22 protein-coding genes and 1 other RNA gene are annotated in these 18338 nt (G+C 60.4%); 9 read left to right on the forward strand and 14 right to left on the reverse strand.

Annotated elements, in window-relative coordinates; translation table 11 throughout:
- Window positions 1-57 precede the first annotated feature (57 nt).
- From G7076_RS05060 to G7076_RS05070, 3 genes are all read left to right on the forward strand, one after another.
- Complete coding sequence (locus tag G7076_RS05060; protein ID WP_166200953.1) at window positions 58-1170, forward strand: tetratricopeptide repeat protein; 1113 nt, start codon at window positions 58-60, stop codon at window positions 1168-1170.
- 514 nt (window positions 1171-1684) lie between these two features.
- Entirely contained in the window at window positions 1685-2956 is a 1272-nt protein-coding gene (locus G7076_RS05065; RefSeq protein ID WP_166200955.1) for a SulP family inorganic anion transporter, read from the forward strand.
- Window positions 2957-3106: 150 nt separating this feature from the next.
- Window positions 3107-4975, forward strand: a complete 1869-nt coding sequence (locus G7076_RS05070) for an ABC-F family ATP-binding cassette domain-containing protein (RefSeq protein ID WP_166200957.1) — start codon at window positions 3107-3109, stop codon at window positions 4973-4975.
- Window positions 4976-5059: 84 nt separating this feature from the next.
- Here the strand turns inward: G7076_RS05070 and G7076_RS05075 are convergent, their stop codons facing one another.
- The 3 genes from G7076_RS05075 to G7076_RS05085 all read right to left on the reverse strand — a co-directional run bounded on the left by G7076_RS05075 (window position 5060) and on the right by G7076_RS05085 (window position 7194).
- Entirely contained in the window at window positions 5060-5644 is a 585-nt protein-coding gene (locus G7076_RS05075) for an urea carboxylase-associated family protein (protein ID WP_166200959.1), read from the reverse strand.
- Window positions 5641-6330 carry a guanitoxin biosynthesis heme-dependent pre-guanitoxin N-hydroxylase GntA gene (gntA, locus tag G7076_RS05080; RefSeq protein WP_166200961.1) on the reverse strand — a complete coding sequence of 230 codons (690 nt, stop codon included), beginning with the start codon at window positions 6328-6330 and terminating at the stop codon, window positions 5641-5643. The genes G7076_RS05075 and gntA overlap by 4 nt, the downstream gene beginning before the upstream one ends.
- 297 nt (window positions 6331-6627) lie before the next feature.
- The gene (locus tag G7076_RS05085; protein ID WP_166200963.1) at window positions 6628-7194 is read right to left on the reverse strand and encodes an OsmC family protein; all 567 of its coding nucleotides are present in this window, start codon (window positions 7192-7194) and stop codon (window positions 6628-6630) included.
- Between the two features lie 126 nt (window positions 7195-7320).
- On the opposite strand from G7076_RS05085, the gene G7076_RS05090 reads away from it, so the two are divergent.
- Entirely contained in the window at window positions 7321-8334 is a 1014-nt protein-coding gene (locus G7076_RS05090; protein WP_166200965.1) for a helix-turn-helix domain-containing protein, read from the forward strand.
- Window positions 8335-8400: 66 nt separating this feature from the next.
- On the opposite strand, the gene G7076_RS05095 is transcribed toward G7076_RS05090, so the two are convergent.
- The gene (locus G7076_RS05095) at window positions 8401-8937 is read right to left on the reverse strand and encodes an ion channel (protein ID WP_240913881.1); all 537 of its coding nucleotides are present in this window, start codon (window positions 8935-8937) and stop codon (window positions 8401-8403) included.
- Here G7076_RS05095 and G7076_RS05100 point away from each other — a divergent pair.
- Complete coding sequence (locus tag G7076_RS05100) at window positions 8936-10150, forward strand: selenium-binding protein SBP56-related protein (protein WP_166200967.1); 1215 nt, start codon at window positions 8936-8938, stop codon at window positions 10148-10150. The two genes, G7076_RS05095 and G7076_RS05100, sit on opposite strands and share 2 nt — an antisense overlap.
- A gap of 7 nt (window positions 10151-10157) precedes the next feature.
- On the opposite strand, the gene G7076_RS05105 is transcribed toward G7076_RS05100, so the two are convergent.
- Window positions 10158-11717 carry an AMP-binding protein gene (locus G7076_RS05105; protein WP_166200969.1) on the reverse strand — a complete coding sequence of 520 codons (1560 nt, stop codon included), beginning with the start codon at window positions 11715-11717 and terminating at the stop codon, window positions 10158-10160.
- Between the two features lie 297 nt (window positions 11718-12014).
- Here G7076_RS05105 and rnpB point away from each other — a divergent pair.
- Together rnpB and G7076_RS05115 are read left to right on the forward strand one after the other, a co-directional pair.
- Window positions 12015-12383: RNase P RNA component class A (gene rnpB, locus G7076_RS05110), an RNA gene on the forward strand.
- A 47-nt stretch (window positions 12384-12430) separates the two neighbouring features.
- Complete coding sequence (locus tag G7076_RS05115; RefSeq protein ID WP_166200970.1) at window positions 12431-12970, forward strand: DnaJ domain-containing protein; 540 nt, start codon at window positions 12431-12433, stop codon at window positions 12968-12970.
- Here G7076_RS05115 and G7076_RS05120 read toward each other — a convergent pair.
- Genes G7076_RS05120 through pspA form a run of 9 tightly spaced genes read right to left on the reverse strand, consistent with a single transcriptional unit; the run spans window position 12960 to window position 16438 of the window.
- Window positions 12960-13415, reverse strand: a complete 456-nt coding sequence (locus G7076_RS05120; protein ID WP_166200972.1) for a PaaI family thioesterase — start codon at window positions 13413-13415, stop codon at window positions 12960-12962. The genes G7076_RS05115 and G7076_RS05120 overlap by 11 nt on opposite strands.
- Window positions 13412-13828 carry a SufE family protein gene (locus G7076_RS05125; protein WP_166200974.1) on the reverse strand — a complete coding sequence of 139 codons (417 nt, stop codon included), beginning with the start codon at window positions 13826-13828 and terminating at the stop codon, window positions 13412-13414. Before G7076_RS05125 ends, G7076_RS05120 begins: the two co-directional genes overlap by 4 nt.
- A 44-nt stretch (window positions 13829-13872) precedes the next feature.
- Window positions 13873-14118, reverse strand: a complete 246-nt coding sequence (locus G7076_RS05130; protein ID WP_166200976.1) for a hypothetical protein — start codon at window positions 14116-14118, stop codon at window positions 13873-13875.
- Window positions 14115-14396, reverse strand: coding sequence for a hypothetical protein (locus G7076_RS05135; protein WP_166200978.1), 282 nt, complete (start codon window positions 14394-14396; stop codon window positions 14115-14117). Before G7076_RS05135 ends, G7076_RS05130 begins: the two co-directional genes overlap by 4 nt.
- Window positions 14396-14725, reverse strand: a complete 330-nt coding sequence (locus tag G7076_RS05140) for a hypothetical protein (RefSeq protein ID WP_240913901.1) — start codon at window positions 14723-14725, stop codon at window positions 14396-14398. The genes G7076_RS05135 and G7076_RS05140 overlap by 1 nt, the downstream gene beginning before the upstream one ends.
- 27 nt (window positions 14726-14752) lie before the next feature.
- Complete coding sequence (locus G7076_RS05145; protein ID WP_166200982.1) at window positions 14753-15034, reverse strand: hypothetical protein; 282 nt, start codon at window positions 15032-15034, stop codon at window positions 14753-14755.
- A gap of 22 nt (window positions 15035-15056) precedes the next feature.
- Complete coding sequence (gene pspC / locus G7076_RS05150) at window positions 15057-15443, reverse strand: envelope stress response membrane protein PspC (RefSeq protein WP_166200984.1); 387 nt, start codon at window positions 15441-15443, stop codon at window positions 15057-15059.
- Window positions 15440-15769 carry an envelope stress response membrane protein PspB gene (pspB, locus tag G7076_RS05155; RefSeq protein ID WP_166200986.1) on the reverse strand — a complete coding sequence of 110 codons (330 nt, stop codon included), beginning with the start codon at window positions 15767-15769 and terminating at the stop codon, window positions 15440-15442. Before pspB ends, pspC begins: the two co-directional genes overlap by 4 nt.
- Window positions 15770-16438 carry a phage shock protein PspA gene (gene pspA, locus G7076_RS05160; protein ID WP_166200988.1) on the reverse strand — a complete coding sequence of 223 codons (669 nt, stop codon included), beginning with the start codon at window positions 16436-16438 and terminating at the stop codon, window positions 15770-15772.
- A gap of 157 nt (window positions 16439-16595) precedes the next feature.
- On the opposite strand from pspA, the gene pspF reads away from it, so the two are divergent.
- Complete coding sequence (gene pspF / locus G7076_RS05165) at window positions 16596-17654, forward strand: phage shock protein operon transcriptional activator (RefSeq protein ID WP_166200990.1); 1059 nt, start codon at window positions 16596-16598, stop codon at window positions 17652-17654.
- A 56-nt stretch (window positions 17655-17710) separates the two neighbouring features.
- A complete protein-coding gene (locus G7076_RS05170) occupies window positions 17711-18265 on the forward strand; it encodes a hypothetical protein (RefSeq protein WP_166200992.1) in 555 nt (184 codons plus the stop codon).
- Window positions 18266-18338 lie beyond the last annotated feature (73 nt).

The following is an 18338-nucleotide window of genomic DNA, read 5'->3' on the forward strand; positions in this document are numbered from 1 at the left end:
CCGTGTCAGCCTTCGACCCATTGCAGACATTAGCGAATTGAGTCAGCGTGACGGCGGATGTTTGATGAAGTTCCTGTTCGCGTTTGGCTGTTGTTGCTCGTGGGCCTGTTCGCTTGGGTACCCGCGCAATACGTCTTCCAACACGTCCGGAGTTCGCCAGCAAGACGAGATATCACGCAACCGCAAGTAGACGTGAGCTGGAGGACTTCGGAAGCTCTGCTTCGCAACTTGTCCATCTTGCTCGCGCTTGCCGCCTTTGTGGCCTTCATTTTCACGCCATTTGCCGAACGCATGGCGAAAGGACCGCGATTCATGCCGGCTCTCATTGCGGGTCTCGCTGCGTGGGCGCTCTACACCGTACTTCGCGGCTTCCGCAGGGGCAAAATCGAGCCCATGATTAGGGGGATCAGCGAAGAGTATGATCGTGAAACACAACCAAAACGATTTTGGGCGTCACTTATTTGGAATGCAGTTCTCGGCTCCATGATGTCTTGGGGCGCCTATCAACTGAACAAGGACGCCTCGCAGCAAGTGCTCGAAGAGCGGTGCTTCGAAGGAAAATTATACAGCCTTTCGCCGAATGCGAAGGCCGCTTGTGAAGAAGTTCTCTCAGTTTACGACGACGCTGTCGCGGTGGATCCGCGAGATTCATACGCGCGCTACAATCGAGCGCTGGCATACGCGCGGCTCGGAGATTTTCCCCGCGCAATCGAAGATTACTCCGCGGCAATAAAGCTTCGGCCCAACGACGGGGAAGCGTTTAGCAACAGGGGGATTCACTACCTCGATGCGATGGAATATGATTTGGCCATCGCCGACTTCACTCGCGCTCACGAGCTGGATCCGAAGACTTCCTGGCCGCTGGCGCATCGCGGAATTGCTCACGCTTGGAAGGGTGATACGGACGAGGCAAACCGAGACTTTTCCGCCGCTCGAGCCTTAGACCCAGATAATATCGTCGTGATGCGCGGCGAAATTCTACTCGCCATGAATCTTGCCGAGTTCGAGCTTGCGGTGAAGCGGGCAAACATCGTCTTGGCTAAAGAACCTGACGATCTTTGGGCGCTGGCAACGCGGGCCGATGCCTATCGGCGTCTTGGTGAAACAGCGAAGTCACGAGCTGACACCAGAAGAGCTAACATGCTCATTGAGGAAGCAGGACGGTCATAGTCCTCACTGCCCAAATGTCAGCTTTCGACCCATTGCGGACATTAGAGCTTCTTCCAGCCAGTGCTGGCGTGCCAACCATTGCCGAAGAAGCTCACCGACACGGGGCGTCTGCTTGAGCGGTGGACGAATAAGGGCGCGCCGTTTTCGCCTTTGGGAACGAACGACCATCGGTGTCGCGGAACGCATTGCGCCACTTCCTTGGTTCGTTCCCAAATCCGTGTCGGCCCCGCGTGTGTCAGTTCCTCTATGATTATTCGCTCGGGACAAACGCTGACGGCTTCTCTGCCCCAAAGGACGCCTGGCTCAAAGGCCGCGACCGACAGCGACCCACTCGCCGCATTATGCTGGAGTTCGAGCTGGAAGCTCCTGCTACAACTGCTCAAGACCATAAGAGCAACAAACGACAGCACTAACCGCATCCGGCAACCTTACATCGCCAATGTCTGCTTTCCACCCAAAGCGGACATTCAGGGGTATCGTTGAACTGTCGTAACGAGGCCGTTAGTCCGGTCGCGTGAAACCCAAGCTCCTGACGACGATCCGCGATTATTCCTGGGGGATATTCTTTAGGGATGCCCTCGCTGGCCTGACAGTCGCCATGGTCGCCCTTCCTCTCAGCATCGCGATTGCAATTGCGTCCGGTGCCGACCCGAAGGCTGGACTCGTAACCGCGATCATTGCTGGCTTCCTGATCTCCCTGCTGGGTGGCAGCCGGGTCCAGATCGGCGGTCCGACGGGTGCGTTCATCGTAGTCGTTTATGGGATCATCGACCAACATGGGTTCGATGGGCTTCTTCTCGCGACGCTTATGGCGGGCGTCCTCCTCGTCGTCGGTGGGATATTGCGGGCGGGCCGCTTCATAACTCTGGTGCCGGAGCCGGTGATCGAAGGTTTTACCGTTGGCATTGCCCTCATCATCGCGATCAGCCAGCTCAAGGACTTGCTTGGGCTTCCAGCTACGAAAGTGTCCGCCGACTTGGTGCAGGCGCTGCCTGCTCTCTGGGCCGCTCGCGATGCCATCGATCCCATCTCGTTGGCTGTGGGCCTACTCTCGATTGGTGGCATAGCTCTGCTGCGTCGCATCGCCCCTTGGTTTCCAGGATCTCTCTTGGTCATCGCTATAGCATCCGCTGCGATCGCCCTGCTCGCTTTGCCCGTAGATACCATTTACTCGCGTTTCGGCTCGCTGCCCGCCGGCTTGCCGGCGCCTTCGCTGCCGCACGTGAGCCTCCTCCGGATCAGCGCCTTGCTGCCCTCGGCCTTTCTCATCGCCTTCCTCGCCGCCGTGGAATCGCTTCTCTCGGCGATCGTGGCGGATCGCATGATCGGCGGACGTCACCGGTCGAACGCCGAGCTGCTCGCACAAGGAGCGGCGAACATTGCCACACCCTTGTTCGGCGGTCTGCCAGCAACCGGCGCGATCGCCCGGACGGCAACGAATGTGCGTGCGGGCGGGCGTACTCCCATGGCGGGAATCGTTCACGCGCTTGTGATTCTGCTGATTACATTGGGAGCGGGATCACTCACCAATTACCTCGCTATGCCCGCTTTGGCCGCCCTGCTTATCGTCACCGCCTGGGCCATGAGCGAGCCCCACCGCTGGCGCGAGCGCATGAGATTGAAAGCAGGCGATCGCAGTTTGTTGTTCCTGACAATGGCGCTGACAGTCGCCACCGACCTCACGATTGCCATTGCCGTGGGAACGGTTGCCGGCCTGGCGCTTCGACTCATTCGTAAGGACGTCGAACCGGAAGAATGGACGCCCTCGGACCGGTCCCAGCTTTAAGAGGCTAATGTCCGCTTTCCACGGAAAGCTGCCACTAGGCCGCTAGAGTCCGTAATCGACCCGAGAGAGATATTTGAGCCCAGGTTGCCGCGCTTAAGCACTCGCTAAAGCGTCTTGGGTTCGCCACGATCGGCTGTTAAGCGGCAAGCCATGCTCAACATCAACGGTATCACGGTGCGCCTTGGCGGACGCACAATCCTCGACCGCGCGAGCGCTGCAATCCGGCCGCGCAGCCGCGTCGGCCTGATTGGTCGTAACGGCGCGGGCAAGTCGACCATGATGAAAGTCATCATTGGCCAACTCGAAGCGGACGAAGGCACCATCGAGATGCCCCGCCGGACAAGGCTCGGCTATATCGCTCAGGAAGCGCCCAGCGGTGACTCCACGCCGTTCGACACCGTTCTTGCCGCGGACGTCGAAAGGGCGGCGCTGATGGCGGAGGCGGAGACCTGCGCCGATATGCATCGGTTGGGCGACATCCATGACCGTCTGCTGGCGATCGATGCTTACGGTGCGCCCGCTCGGGCGTCCCGGATCCTGCTCGGTCTCGGGTTCGACGATGAAATGCAGGGCCGTCCGCTGGACAGTTACTCCGGTGGCTGGAAGATGCGCGTCGCACTCGCAGCCTTGCTGTTCTCCGAGCCCGATATCCTGCTGCTGGACGAGCCGTCCAACCACCTCGATCTCGAAGCCACCCTCTGGCTTGAAAACTTCCTCAAGTCCTTCGGTGGGACCTTGATCGTGATCAGTCACGAACGTGATCTGCTGAACAATGTGGTCGACACGATCCTTCACCTCGATCGAGGTAAGATCACGCTGTACGCGGGCGGCTACGACGACTTCGAGCGGCAGCGGGCCGAGAGAGCGGCGCAGCTTGCCGCCGCCAAGGCATCGCAGGATGCGCAGCGGGCGCGACTTCAGGACTATATTGCCAGAAACAGTGCTCGCGCCTCGACAGCGAAGCAGGCTCAGTCCCGTGCCAAGATGCTGGCGCGGATGCAGCCCATCGCAGCGATGGCGGAGGATCCCAGCCTCAGTTTCGTCTTTCCCAGCCCGACCGAGCTCAAGCCCCCGCTGATCACTCTCGAGATGGCAGCCGTCGGCTACGGGGAAGCAAATCCTGTACTGCGCTCGCTGAACTTGCGGATCGACCCCGACGACCGGATCGCGCTGCTCGGTCGAAATGGCAACGGCAAGACCACTCTCGCCCGCCTGCTTGCCGCGCGGCTTGCGCCAATGGAGGGCGCGATCAATGCGTCAGGTAAGATGCGCGTAGGCTACTTCACGCAGTATCAGGTCGAGGAACTGCATGGCGACGACACGCCATTGCAGCACATGAACCGCGCGATGGAAGGTCACACGCCGGGTGCCGTGCGCGCACAACTCGGACGCTTCGGATTCTCGGGCGACAAAGCGACGACCGCAGCAAGCAAGCTATCCGGCGGAGAGAGGGCGCGCCTCGCGCTCGCCCTGATCACGCGGGATGCGCCGCACCTGCTGATTCTCGACGAGCCGACTAACCACCTCGACGTGGATGCGCGCGAAGCGCTCGTCCAGGCGCTGAACGATTACGACGGGGCGGTCATCCTCATCAGCCACGACCGCCACATGGTCGAACTGACCGCGGACCGGCTCGTGCTGGTGGAGAACGGAGCCGCCGTAGACTACCCGGGCAGCATCGACGACTACATCGACTTCGTGCTCGGTCGAAACCAGCCCAAGGCGCAGGCGAAGCGGAAGGTCGTCAAATCAGATCGCAGGGCCGCCGCCAATTCGCGCAACGAAACCAACGCGCTGAAAAAAGCCGCATCGGATGCGGAAGCAGAAAGTGCGCGCCTCGCTGCGCAATGTTCGGCAATCGACCGGGCAATGTTCGATCCGGCGGGTGCAGAGCCCGACCTCGCATTGCTGCCCATGGGCGAGCTCTCGCGTCGCCGAGCGAAGCTGGGGGCCGAGTTGGCACTCGCCGAAGCCCGCTGGCTGGAAGCGAGCGAGCAGCTGGAAAGCCTCGCGGCCTAGTCAACGATGGGCCGCCCTATGTTCGTCCTTCTGAGCACTGATTGTCCTGAGTAAGTGGAGTCGGCTTTCGACCAGAAGCTGACTCTAGCTCGCGATCGAATACCGGATCGGTTTAAAACTACCCCCATTGCTGGAGTAGGCAGAACAGGCCGTCAGACCGATGATCAGCGGCATCTCGGCGCGAAGGCGAATGATATCACCGGCCTCGCTGGTGGGTGGCTCCACCGTGAGCGTCCCATCGTCTCTGACGGGAACGTTCATGAAAACGTTGAATGCGACCGGAATATCGTCCGGCTCGATGCCAAACGGTTCGAGAGCTTCCGCAAGGTTGCCAAAGCAGCCGCGATGAACCGGCTGGTCCGGATAGAAGTGGCGGAATGTTGCCTCGCTGCACGGGGTGAGAAGGAAGTCGTGGAGGCCGACCGTATCTTCGACGATTGTCAGCATTGGCCGGGACCGGTTCGAGTAGAGCACATTACCGGTGGTGAGCCTGATGGTCTCAGCGTAGTCGATCGTCCTCCCGTTTGAGACAACCTCGCGAACGTCATGGGCACTGTACGCCAGCAAGTCGGCGACCTGAACGCCTTCGACGTCTGTTACCGTCAATATTTGTCCTTCGGCGAGGCGAAACGCAGTTCCGCTCCTGGGTGGGATGATCTGTCCGGTCATAAGGCCTCGGTATCGCGTCTGTTGAACGGGCATTCCCAATCGCCGGAGATTTGCCGCCCGCTATACTGCCGAGCCTCGCTGACTTCGCCGTGGCGTGCGAGCATCGGGTTGATCGACCCGGCAAGTTGTTCGTCCCGCGCAAGGATAGCGTTACGCAGGCCCTCATAACGACCGCTGTCCCTCAGTTCCTCAAATTGAGCGTGAAGGTTCAGCACCATCGTTGGACGGGGGAAGCGCCTAGCAGGGCGGCTTGCGTTGGGATGCAGACCGACGACGAAAAAGGCCTCGCCACCGAAGCTCAATGAAAAATGCGGATCCTCCGGATCGGAACTGACGCGCTGGTCGGCCGCGATCCCGCGCCATTCATCTTTGTCCGTCATCGACTGAAGACGTTCCCACAGCGCTTCCTCGAAGGATTCCTCTGTGAGCACGGACGGTCCCTCAAATACGAATGCCAAGCTCCGGAATAAGCCAGGATCGCGCTTGTAATTCTGCGCCCACTGCAGCGCGATATCGTGCATCCGCACATCGTCCCAGGAACTCGTTAGTGATCGGCATGCCACCACTTTAAGGGTTCCGCGTCCCAACGCGGATTTGGCGCCGACGCAGGGGAAATCCTGCGAGCGGACGAAAGCGGAGAACTCGCGTTCAAGGGAGTCTTGGTTGTCGTATTTCCAGGGAAACATTCTCTCGCCAACGAGCCAAGCGGAAAAGAGTTTCGCGCTGCTACCGATCCTTCGGCCGAGGCCAAACTTTCCGGATTATGAGCCTAGGCCATCCCATCATACAAACGGCATTCCTTTTGGGTAGAGTGCGCTTTCCAACCAAAATGACTCTAGCCAAGGAGGGCGGGGGCCGGTTGGCATTCCGTTGGGACGCGATCACACCCGGTTTTTCCGCCCAAGCTGAATTGGGGCGCCCGCGTAGAAAGGAGGCTGGTCAATAGAACCGCAAAGTGGCCAGCCTCCTCAGCAATGGGGCCTTCAGTACGTCTCGATCGTGAGTTCGACTGGCACGGACCGAGACACGACATCGTAGACCGGAGAATAGTCAGCCAGTTCGCGAAGCAAGTCCGCGGAAGCCTCGGTCCTGACGCGCATGCGCATGCGAATGGCCTGGTAGCCCTTTCGAATAGCCGGAGACATTCCAAGAAAGCCCCGGACATCGAGGTCGCCTTCGAGCTCGGACTCGACCGCGTCTATGCGAATGCCCCGAGCCGCCGAATGGGCCACGATGCTCGTCGTCACGCACATGGACAGCGCGGAAAGGAGATACTCAACCGGGTTGGCGCCTTCGTCGCGGCCGCACAGGACGGGTGGCTCATCCGCGAGGTATCGGAAGTTTTCTGAGCGCGCATTCTCCATGCAGGCACCGTGAAACGACTTCACGGTGGCTATATTCTGCGTGCCGTCTTTCCACTTGTTGGACGTGCGGAACTCGAACTTGGCGACCTCTGGGTCGGCTTGAATAGCCTCGATCGTATCCATCAGTTGGGTCACATTGATGCCGTTCAGGTTTACGGTGCGCTCGGCGGCGAGCTGGGCAGTCATTGATCTTTCCTTTCGCTATTTCCGCGAGAGACGTTCCTCAGCGGACCGATGGAAAATACGGTGGCCTGCACGGCATCGCGAGTATCGTTGCTGTCAAAAACGGTCGATTCGTGCCATATTCGAAACATGGCAGATAACCGGACTGACCCTCTCGAGGCGCTCATCGTCGCGGTGCCGGAAACCGCCGGATCCGCTCTTTACGGCATGCTCGACGTCCTCGCCGCGACGGGAAACATTTGGCAGCAGCTGGTGGGTGGGGAGGAGTCGAGAAAGCTGATCCGGCCACGGATCGTCTCCGCCAAGCGAAGACCATTTCTTTGCGGCAACAACATCCCGGTTCGGCCCGATTGCTGCATTGCTGATGATCCGAAAGCGGATATCATAATCTTGCCCGAGCTTTGGCTCGGCCCCGACGAAAACATCAGCGGACGATACGACGCCATCGTCGCGTGGATCCGCCAACGATACCAGGCAGGCACTTCGATCTATTCGGCCTGTTCAGGAGCGATCATGCTCGCCGAGACCGGCTTGCTGAACGGTCGGCCGGCCACCTCCCACTGGGGCTACGAGCGGCTATTTCGAACGCGGTACCCCAAGGTTCTTTTCAAGCCTGAACCGGCGCTGCAATTTGCGGATCCAGCCGGACGCATCGTGACCGCCGGCGGTACGACGTCATGGCATGATCTCGCCCTTCACATTATTGCGCGACATTGCAGCCCCGGAGAGGCGGCTCGAATTGCGAAAGTCTACCTCCTAAAGACGCACGACGAAGGCCAGCTTCCCTATGCCGCATTGGTGAAGCAGGCGCCGCACGCCGACGCCGCGGTCAGGGAATGCGAGGCCTTCCTGAAGAAAAATTGTCTCGAAGAGTGCGTTGTGATCAAGGCCGTGGCCCAGTCGCGCATTCCCGAGCGGACACTCAAACGCCGGTTCAAGAATGCGACCGGCCTAAGCATCATTCACTACGTCCAGAACCTGCGTATTGAAAAAGCCAAGCAACTTCTCGAGACGACCGATCTGCCGATCGACGAAATCGGCGGAAAAGTCGGCTACGAGAACCTTAGCTTCTTCCGCCAGCTATTCCGACGGAGGTGCGGGTTGTCGCCTGCAAACTACAGAAGGCTGTTCAATGCCGGTTGAGTGAACGCAAAGATGCGCGCCTGGGCCAATCTGATACCCGTACATGGCCCGTCCACCGTTCCAAAACTACTCGTCGTCGGGAGTAAGCCAGTCGTGCCGGAGCAGGTTAAGTCTTGCAAGAAGCGAAACGAGGAAGGCGGTCGACCACCCGAACATGATGATGCCCGTCGCGCCTTCGATGGCGCCTAGAACTCTCCATTCCAGAGGCATCAACAGGTCCCCGTAACCGATGGCCGCGTAGGTCGATGTCGAGAAATAGAGCGCTGATTCGAAATTCTGGAAGGCCCCCAGTCCAAGGAAGAGGAGGGCGTACAACCAAATCTCGACGGTATGGATTGCGAAGATCCCCAGCGACGCACTCAGCAAGAGGGTGAGGGGCGTGATCCGCAGCTTTCGGATGAAGCGGCTGTGGGAGCGCAGGAGTCGCATTACCATGTTGAGGCCGACGAGATGGACCAACACAGTGATGATCACCATGGCGCTCGAAAGTGCTAGCTGGCTCAGCATTATCGTACCTCCGATAGACGTCTGCACGGTGTTACCCTGATTGCCAAGAAGGCCACCGGGAGTCATCGAACCACGATAATCGGGGGGAGAACTCATGATGCGCATGTCAACCGCGCTGGCTGCGGCTGCTCTATCGCTCGCGGCGCCTTCGCAAGCCCTGGCTGACGGGCACTACCTTTTCGTCTGGGCGGCTGACGAGGCGAAGCAAGGCAACGATTTTCTCGCGGTCATCGACGCAGATCCTGCATCGGCGGGCTACGGCAAGCTCGTAGCCGGCGTCGGCACCGATATTAAAAGCGTGCGGATCCATCACACCGAATATGAGATGTCCGCCAGCGGGAAGCTGTTTGCCAACGATCACGACTCCAACCAATCGGTGATCTTCGATCTTCGTGAACCGCTGAAACCAAAGGTCGCCGCCCGTTTCGCCAGCATGGGCGGTTTTGCCATGCCTCACAGTTTCCTGCGCTTGCCCAACGGTAACGTTCTCGCGACTTTTCAATTTCCGGATAAAGGCGGCCACGAAGACCATGGCTCGATGACCGGAACGCACGGCGGGCTCGTCGAGATAGACGATAACGGCATGGTCGTCCGGTCAGTCAGCAACGCGGACCCCGCACTGCCGGACGAGACATTGTTACCTTACAGCCTTGCTATCCTTCCTGAGGCCGACCGCGTGCTCGTCACCAACAGCCCGATGGGCGACGACTATCTTCTGTCCAGCAATACCTACCAGCTGTTCCGGCTTTCCGACCTCAAACTGCTCGGGACCTACCGGCTCGATCCGGGGCCGACCCGAAACGGCAATGTTTCGCCGGAGGAGGCTCGCGTAGCGGCGGACGGCTCAGTCTACGTGCAAACCCTCTCGTGCGGCATTCAGCGTATAACCGGCATCGACACGGCAAATCCCGTCGCAAAGCTGGTCCACAAGTTCCCCGGTGACTTTTGCGGTGTGCCCACCATCGTCGGCCGGCACCTCGTTCAAAGCGTTCCGTCGATTAAAGGCTTTGCCGTTCTCGATATCGGCAATCCCGAGAACGTTCGGGAGGTTTCCCGGCTTGTGATCGACGACAAGTTCAGCCCTCACTGGACCGCCTGGAGCCCCAAGGCAAAGCGCATCGTCGTGACGTCAGGCAAGGCGGGCGACCGAATGTACCTGCTCAAGCTCGATCCGGCCTCTGGAGCTCTTACGATCGATGATGCCTTTCGCGATACGGACGGAAAGGTCGGATTCAGTTTCGCAAGACGCGCCTGGCCCCATGGGTGGACCGGTCAAGGCACGCCGCATGGCGCGGTCTTTTCGCGCTGAGCCCCGGCTAACATTCGCCGGAGGCAGCCCGTAAACTGTCGAACGTGTTCGCGGAAACGCCTCGGCGTCTCAGTTCTTCCTTGCGCACTTTTCCGGTGCTCGTCTTGGGCAATTCGTCAAGACGCTCGATGAAGCGTGGCCAGGCGTAACGAGGAAGGAGTTGCTGCGCCTGTTCCGATATAAACTGGGCGGTGGGTACAGCCTCGCCGGTCACGGCGATCATGACCTCATCTTCCGCCCCCTCGAAATCCGAGGGCACCGCGAAGGCTGCGACTTCTTCGATTCCCGCGATCGACCTAATCGCTTCTTCCAGTTCGAATGACGAGATATTCTCGCCACGCCGCCGAATGCAGTCTTTGATGCGATCCAGAAAGATTACGTAGCCGTCTGCATCCAGAAAGCCTGCATCCCCGGTGTGGAACCAGAGGTTGCGCCAGGCCTCCACCGTTTTGTCGGGCTGACCATGATATCCAGCCATGAAACCGAACGGTACGCGCGGCCGCACGGTGATCTCCCCGACCTCGCCTGGAACCCGCACCTCGTCTGTTTGAGGATCGCGAATCGCGACTTCAAAATAACGGTCGTAAACACGCCCACACGTTCCCGGTTTTGCCCGGCCTCGCTCGCCATAAAGGGGAATGTTCACTTCGGTCATTCCGTAAAGGCCAACGACGTCTTTAACGCCGAAGCGGTCGCGCCACATTTGTTCGTGATCCGGATGATTTGGTGCCGCAGCTACGAGACGCAACTTGTGTTCGCAGTCGTTGGGACGGGAAGGCTGCGCCGCCACGAAGGCGGTAGTTGCGCCTAGCATGTTGGTAATTGTGGCACCGCAGTCCCGGATATCAGAAACCCAGTTAGAAGCGGAAAAACGGGTCCGTACAGACGCTCTCGCACCGGCGATCAGCACGGCTCCGATTTGCATGAATAGCCCATTCGCGTGAAACAGGGGCAACGTCACATAATAATGATCGTCGGATGCCAGTCCGAGATTATCGATGGTTCCCACCCCAAAGAGGTAGCAATGGGCATGCGGCATAAGCACGCCCTTCGCAGGTCCCGTGGTTCCCGACGTGTACATGATGCAAGCGATGTCCGATGGGACCGGCCACTCGCCATCATATGGGGGGCACTCTTTCCAGGCATCGAAGCTGCCACCGCTTAGGAGGATCGGAATCGTACCTGAGGGCAGCACCTCCGCGATTCCCGCCATGTAATTCTCGTGGGCGATGATCAGCCGCGCATCCGCATCGCGCAGCTGGTGGGCCAGAAAGGTGCCGGAAAGTTCGGTGTTCAGCGCAACCAATACAGCGCCAAGCCGGCCTATACCTGCCCAAGCGCGAAGAAAGTCCAGTCCAGTGGGCAAAATGACGGCGACCCGATCGCCAGCCGCTACACCGAGAGATGCAAGGTGCGACGCCACGCGCTCGGCGTCGGCGTGGAGTTCGCCATAGGTTATCGAGCGCCCCTCGATGATCGAAACGAACGTTTGATCGGCCGCGGCAATGGCGCGATCCCGAAGGGCAAGCGGGAGGGTCCATTCCTGCCAGGGCATGTCGAAATTCATGGGCTACAGCTTCTCCGCAGGCGAAGTGTCGGTCAATGGCAGCCTTTCATTCATTCAAGCCGCCAATTGCCTACTTCACCGGGAAAGAGGGGCAGGGCAGGGCGGGGCAGCACGAATTCTGAATTTCGGGCCTGGTCGAAAGGCGCGGTCGACGCGGCGGCTCGGTCTCGCCCTGTTGAAGTCACCACAGCGAGCGATGGCGAGTTCGAGGTCCGTCGGACGGGCTTTTAGCACTGGAAAACACTGCAGTTCTCTCTTTGACTCGAAAAGTGGAGCAAGCGCGCTATATGGGTCTCGCTAGGGGGCTGGGCGGCCGCGGCTCACGCAAGTGAGGCGAGGAAAGTCCGGGCTCCACGGAACGACGGTGCCGGGTAACGCCCGGCCAGGGGTTCGCCCCTGAGGGACAGTGCCACAGAAAGCATACCGCCCGGCTTAGGCCGGGTAAGGTCGAAAGGGTGCGGCAAGAGCGCACCGCGTCGCTGGCAACAGTGGCGGCACGGCAAACCCCACCGGGTGCAAGACCGAATAGGGGCGGCATATGGGCCTGTTCCGGCTCGTCGCCCGGGTTGGTCGCTTGAGGCATGGGGCAACCCATGTCCTAGAAGAATGGTCGCCCAGGCGCCGCCAGGCGCTGGACAGAACCCGGCTTACAGGTCCCCTAGCATTTTTCTTTGACTGGCGGAGCGAACGGGCCGCCTCTAGGTTGAGGTGGAATGGCTCGGCAAAAGAGATCCGATGACTGGGGCTTTCCCCGCTGGCGGCCCTACGGCGCAAAAGGCCGGGATGCCGTGCAAGTACGCCTGTGCGATCGGGAGGGCTGCAGCCTTCCTGGCGACCGCCCGGCTCCCAAGTCGCCCAACAGCCCAGAAAGATGGATGTTCTGCGAAAGCCATGCGGCCGAATACAACCGCAACTGGGACTATTTCGCCGGACTTACGGCGGAGGAAGCCGCGGCTCGGGCGGCGGAGGAAGAAAGTGGTGCTTCCGCCTTCCGGCGCTCCGCACATTACGGCTGGGCAGGGCCGGGCGACGGGTCGAAAAGCCGCGAAGAGATGCGGGCGCTATCGGTTCTCGGCCTGGAGATCGACGCGGAATACAAGGAAATCCGCACCGCCTATCGCCAGCTTGCAAAAGAACATCACCCCGATCTTAAGCAGGGCGACAAGGATGCCGAGCAGCGCTTTCGCGAAATCCAGGCGGCCTACGATGTGCTGAAGAAGGCGTTCGAACGGCGCGAAGCGCTTAAGGATTGAGCATGAATGTGCCGGTCGCCCGCGCGACCAGGCGCTCCGGGTCGCCTGTATGCGCGAATCCACTGACAAAGGCGATCTGCCTTGTCAGCTTGTCACAGCGGCAGCGCGCAATCACAGTTTCGCCCTTCAGCGCGGGCCGGAAGTAATCGAGCCTGAGATCGATGGTGACAATTGGCTGATATCGGCCAATCGCAAGCCAGACCGACGCACCGCCGCACGTATCGAGCAGGCTGAGGATCGCCCCGGAAGCAAGAACACCGCTTCCTTTCACTCCGACCAGTTCCTCGCGCCAGGGCAGGGCTAGCTCGATCCATCCTTCTTGCGCAGCGCGGAACTCGAGGCCGAGTGCTCGCCCGTGCCCGACGGTCCGCGCTAGCTCGAAGAAACGTTCAGGATCGAAGTCCCCGCCACGTTTGGCAGCGTCCAGTTCAGGAATGTCGTTCATGAGGCCATCCGCGCCGCCGTCTCGTGGACCAGCGCGATCATGTTGGGCACACCCTGCGTTCGGTTCGAGGACAGCTCGCGGCTAAGATCAAAGGGCTCAAGCGCCTGCGCAATGTCGGTATTGGCCACTTCGTCGGCCGGCCGGTCCTGGACCGCTGAAAGCACAAGGGCAACGATCCCCTTGGTGATCGCTGCGTTGCTGTCAGCGAGGAAATGCAGCCGCCCATCTTCTGTCCGCGTCGGATAGACCCAGACGCTGGCCGAGCAACCGCGGACCTTGGTGGCGTCCGTCTTTAAGGCGTCTGGCATCGGTTCCAGCTTGCGCCCAAGGTCGATAAGCAGGCGATAGCGATCCTCGCTTTCGAGGAAGGCATATTCGTCGGCGAGGTCGGCGATTGAGGGAAGGGCTGTCACAGTCGCACGCCCTAGCAACGCCAGGACGCTGCGTCATTAGCTGCCTAGCGGTCGCGCAGTTCCTCGATCTGGCGGGTCAGCGTGTCTTCTTTTTCGACCGCGATCCGCTCGAGGACGTGGATGCGTTCTTTCAGCTGCTTGACCTCGTCGCGAAGACGCATGGTTTCCGCCGTTTCCTGGGTCGAGTCCGACCCGTCGAGCCGACCCCGGCGATGTCCATACTTGGCGCGCATCACGCTCGCGATCATCACCGCGATAACGATGACTGCAACCATCTCGAACGGGTTCATTGCACCTTGTCTCCCTCGATGCGGCGGGGTTCTCGCAAAGCCTCGATCTGGGCTGCGGTTTGCGCGCCGCCGTCCGTCACGATTTTTTCAAGTACTCGCACGCGCGCCTCAAGCTCCTTGTTCGAGGCCGTATATTGCGCCGCTTTCTCGGCCGCCGCCAGTGCGTCGATCTCGAGCCGCCGTTCTTTAAGCGCGAACCAGCGGCGCGTCAGATAGATCAGGAACAGGCTCGGAAACCCGATGGCAATGAACAGGCCGATCGCCTCGCCCGGGCCCATCAGGCGTGCCCGCCCTTGTCAGCTGCCAGGGCGTCGATCTCTCGGGATAGACGGTGCGGCTGGTCGGTGATGATCCGTTCGATAGTCTCCATGCGATCCTTGACCGAGCCGAGCTCAGCGCGAAGCTGTGCATTCTCGCTGGTCAGCAGCTTGATGCGTTCGACCGTTTCCTCATCCTTTTTGGGATGCAGGGCCATGCCCCAGCTGTTCTGCAGTGGATAACCGTTCTTGATCTTCAGCCACGTGCTGAGGAGCGAACCGCCCACGCCGATCGCCACGATAACGACCACCAGCGGGAGGATCTTCAGAACGAAATTAAAGGTTTCCATCATCTCCGGGTCCATCGTCGTCCTCCCTCAATCTCGCAGCTGATCGATTTCGTCCGCGAGGCGCTTCGTTGGATCGGTCGCGATCCGCTCGAGCACTTTCAAGCGGTCTTCGAGCCGCTCGACCGTCGCCCTCAACTGTTCGTTCTCGGCCGCCAACGCCTTGGTCTCGTCGCCTTGGCGGTGATGCAAGCCCCCAAACTCGCCTTCCAGCGGGTAGCCGTGCCGGGCACGGATAGCGGTGGTTACGATCCATGCCAGAAAAGACATGCCGATAATCGCGAGAACGAAACCGGGTCCTCCAAAACTCATGCAATTTCCCCGTTATTCTGGTTCAGCGAAGACTGTCGATTTCGCGCGCCAGGCTGCGGTTCTCGGTCGTCACATAATGTTCGATGTCGCCGAGCCTGCGATCGATATCCTTGAGGCGGCTGCCGATCGCACGCGCGGAGCGGCCAGGCGAAGCGCGCACACCCTGCCAGAAGCGTCGCTCGTCGGCCGTCTCGCTGTCCAACTCATAGGGCCGGTCGGGCGCCATGAAGCCGGCAATGAAATAGACCGGAAGGATCGATCCGCCGCTGATGAACAGGCTGAAGAGGAACATCAGCCGGACCATGTTGACGTCGATTCCGGTGTAATCGGCTATTCCCGCGCAGACACCCAGGACCTTGCCGTCGCGCTTGTTGCGATAAAATCGCGTGCGGCTTGCAGGCTGGCTCATTTCACCTTCCTCCGGCTGCGGCTGAGCGGCTCGTCGAGAGTGTCGAGCGAATCGATCTGGTCGAGCAAGCGCTGGCTGGAAAGGTTCTCGCGACCTGGCAGGCAGTTGCGATTCCAGTCAGGGTTCTCGGCAGTCATGATCCGCTCGATGGTGCACAGGCGGTCGTCGAGGCGTCGCGCGGCATCGTAAAGATCGTCGAGCAATTTCTCGTCGTCGTTGGTGAGGACCTTCGCCGTCTTCCATTTCGTCACGTAATGAAAGATCAGCCAGGGCAGGCCGATGAACAGGACGATGACGACAATGGCCGGTACAAAAACTTCTTCCACTTAAACCCCCTTGTTCTTCAGCGAAGCCTTGAGGGCTTCCAACTCGGCATCGACCTTCTCCGACGCCCGTAATTCCGCGATTTCCTCTTCGAGGCTCTTGGGGCCCGTCATGCCGAGCGCGTCGGCGCGGCCTTCGGCGAAATCGGCGCGGCGCTCCAGCAGCTCGAACTTTGAGAAAGCGTCATCCGTCCGCCCGCCATTGAGGAGTTCGCGCGCCTTGGCCCTGGTCACCGCGCTCTCGATGCGGTTGGCGATCGCGTTCTGCCGGGCGCGCGCCTCGCGAAGCTTGGCCTGGAGCTTTGCGATATCCGCCTCATAGCCTTTTAGCGTTTCTTCGATCTGCGCAATTTCAGAACGCAGGCCATCGGCCATATCCGCGGCTTTCTGCCGCTCCATGAGCGCCGCCTTGGCAAGATCCTCGCGGTCCTTGCTCAGCGCGAGCTCGGCCTTTTCCGTCCAGCTTGTCTGAAGTTCGTCGAGGCGGGCAATCGCGCGGCGCATCTCCTTGCCATCGGCGATCGAGCGCGCCGCGGAGGCGCGAACCTCGACAAGCGTCTCTTCCATCTCAAGGATGATCATGCGGATCATCCGCGCCGGATCTTCGGCGCGGTCGAGCAGCTCCGTCATGTTGGCTGCAAAAATATCGCGTGTCCGCGAGAAAATTCCCATTGAGCGCTCCAAGCAAGGCCCTGTCTTGCGAAATTCTATGCAAGCGATGTGCCATGTAAAGGCGAATCACGAAAACCCGCGAAAAACGCAAATTTCCGTCACTTTTTCCGTTGAAACATCTTGCCAAGTGATGGGGAAAAACACCAACTGATGGGGGATGGAGCGGACGAACCAATTCGTCGGGCAGAGCCTGGCATTTCTCGATGCGGTCGAGCGGGCTAGCCGTGCGGCTCCGCTCAACCGGCCCGTGCTCGTCATCGGCGAGCGCGGAACCGGCAAGGAACTGATCGCCGAGCGTCTCCATCACCTTTCTTCGAGGTGGTCGGGCCCGCTGGTAACGATGAACTGCGCGGCCTTGCCGGAAAACCTCATCGAGGCGGAACTGTTTGGGCACGAAGCGGGAAGCTTCACCGGCGCTGCCAAGACTCGTCATGGACGCTTTGAGGAAGCGGATGGCGGGACGTTGTTCCTCGACGAACTTGCGACCCTATCTTCTCCGGCGCAGGACCGGCTTCTTCGGGCGGTGGAATATGGGGAAGTCACCCGCATCGGCGCTTCGAAGCCCATCAGCGTGGATGTGCGGATCGTCGCCGCCACCAACGAGCATTTGCCGAGGCTTGTGGAGCAGGGTCGCTTTCGCGCCGACCTCCTCGATCGCCTGAGCTTCGAGGTCGTCACGCTTCCTCCGCTGCGAGCGCGCCAGGGCGACATTCCCCTGCTGACTGAGCATTTCGGCCGGCGCATGGCAGTGGAACTCGACTGGGCAAACTGGCCGGGCTTCGGCAGCGACGCCCTGAAGTCGCTGGAACGCTACAGCTGGCCGGGCAACGTCCGCGAGCTCCGCAACGTCGTCGAGCGCGCAGTCTATCGGCACGAGGACCCGGAACGCCCGATCGAGCAGATACAATTCGATCCTTTCGCATCGCCCTGGGCGCCCCCGACGAGCGGCGAATCACCGCAGCTTCCGCCAGTTGGAATGTCGCCCGAGCCGGGAACGGAGGAAGCGCAGCAGCAGCCTTCTGCCCCACTCCCCGAAGCGGGAGAGGTCGACGACTTCCGTAGCGCGGTAACCGCTTATGAAAGGCGGATCCTGGAGGAGGCACTGGCTCGCAACCGCTATAATCAGAAGGCGACTGCATCGGCCCTTGGCCTGAGCTACGACCAGCTCCGCCATGCGCTGAAGCGGCATGAACTGCTCAACGCCGCTCCAGGCTGATGCATCGACTCGAAAAAAGGCGTATTACGAAGCCTCCAGAATGAGAGGAGGTTTCCATGAAAGCTCTTTTCGCGACGGCCGCCGTGCTGACCACGGCTCTCGCCGCTTCTCCGGCCACCGCCGGAACTGTCTCCGTCGGCAACAGCATGGCACTCGATTGCTACCAGGCAGCCATTGCCCGGGAGACGGACCGTAATGCGCTCGGCCACTGCAACCTGGCCCTCGAGCAGGAAGGCCTGTCGAGCATTGACCGCGCTGCGACCCTTAACAATCGCGGCGTGCTTTACCTGCGCGGACGGAATTTCAGAGCCGCCGGACGGGATTTCGACAAGGCAGTTGAAACCTATGACGGGCTTGCCGAGGCGTGGCTGAACAAGGCGATATCGGCCTTGCGGCGCGGTGGCGGCATGGAGACCATGCCCATGATCGAGCGGGCGCTGGCTCTCAATACGCAGCGCCCCGCGCTGGCTTACTACAGCCGTTCGCTCGCCTATGAACGGGGCGGGGACCTGCGCAGCGCCTACAACGACCTGGTCAAGGCCCGCGACCTTGCACCCGAATGGCGGCTTCCGGCCGAGGACCTGAAGCTGTTCAAGGTCGTTCGCCGCTAACAGGCACGGCAAAGGCTGGACATTTGGGCTGCTTCGGCGGTTAAGGGCGCGTGTTTTCACCCCTAGCCGAGGA

Source organism: Sphingomonas sp. HDW15A (assembly GCF_011301715.1).
Lineage (GTDB): Bacteria > Pseudomonadota > Alphaproteobacteria > Sphingomonadales > Sphingomonadaceae > Sphingomicrobium.

Bases quoted from the DNA above. Each gene is read 5' to 3' on its own strand.
- G7076_RS05060 (WP_166200953.1), top strand. From the start codon at position 58: ATGTTTGATGAAGTTCCTGTTCGCGTTTGGCTGTTGTTGCTCGTGGGC.
- G7076_RS05070 (WP_166200957.1), top strand. From the start codon at position 3,107: ATGCTCAACATCAACGGTATCACGGTGCGCCTTGGCGGACGCACAATC.
- G7076_RS05075 (WP_166200959.1), bottom strand. From the start codon at position 5,644: ATGACCGGACAGATCATCCCACCCAGGAGCGGAACTGCGTTTCGCCTC.
- gntA (WP_166200961.1), bottom strand. From the start codon at position 6,330: ATGTTTCCCTGGAAATACGACAACCAAGACTCCCTTGAACGCGAGTTC.
- G7076_RS05085 (WP_166200963.1), bottom strand. From the start codon at position 7,194: ATGACTGCCCAGCTCGCCGCCGAGCGCACCGTAAACCTGAACGGCATC.
- G7076_RS05090 (WP_166200965.1), top strand. From the start codon at position 7,321: ATGGCAGATAACCGGACTGACCCTCTCGAGGCGCTCATCGTCGCGGTG.
- G7076_RS05100 (WP_166200967.1), top strand. From the start codon at position 8,936: ATGATGCGCATGTCAACCGCGCTGGCTGCGGCTGCTCTATCGCTCGCG.
- G7076_RS05095 (WP_240913881.1), bottom strand. From the start codon at position 8,937: ATGAGTTCTCCCCCCGATTATCGTGGTTCGATGACTCCCGGTGGCCTT.
- G7076_RS05105 (WP_166200969.1), bottom strand. From the start codon at position 11,717: ATGAATTTCGACATGCCCTGGCAGGAATGGACCCTCCCGCTTGCCCTT.
- G7076_RS05115 (WP_166200970.1), top strand. From the start codon at position 12,431: ATGGCTCGGCAAAAGAGATCCGATGACTGGGGCTTTCCCCGCTGGCGG.
- G7076_RS05120 (WP_166200972.1), bottom strand. From the start codon at position 13,415: ATGAACGACATTCCTGAACTGGACGCTGCCAAACGTGGCGGGGACTTC.
- G7076_RS05130 (WP_166200976.1), bottom strand. From the start codon at position 14,118: ATGAACCCGTTCGAGATGGTTGCAGTCATCGTTATCGCGGTGATGATC.
- G7076_RS05135 (WP_166200978.1), bottom strand. From the start codon at position 14,396: ATGGGCCCGGGCGAGGCGATCGGCCTGTTCATTGCCATCGGGTTTCCG.
- G7076_RS05140 (WP_240913901.1), bottom strand. From the start codon at position 14,725: ATGGAAACCTTTAATTTCGTTCTGAAGATCCTCCCGCTGGTGGTCGTT.
- G7076_RS05145 (WP_166200982.1), bottom strand. From the start codon at position 15,034: ATGAGTTTTGGAGGACCCGGTTTCGTTCTCGCGATTATCGGCATGTCT.
- pspC (WP_166200984.1), bottom strand. From the start codon at position 15,443: ATGAGCCAGCCTGCAAGCCGCACGCGATTTTATCGCAACAAGCGCGAC.
- pspA (WP_166200988.1), bottom strand. From the start codon at position 16,438: ATGGGAATTTTCTCGCGGACACGCGATATTTTTGCAGCCAACATGACG.
- pspF (WP_166200990.1), top strand. From the start codon at position 16,596: ATGGAGCGGACGAACCAATTCGTCGGGCAGAGCCTGGCATTTCTCGAT.
- G7076_RS05170 (WP_166200992.1), top strand. From the start codon at position 17,711: ATGAAAGCTCTTTTCGCGACGGCCGCCGTGCTGACCACGGCTCTCGCC.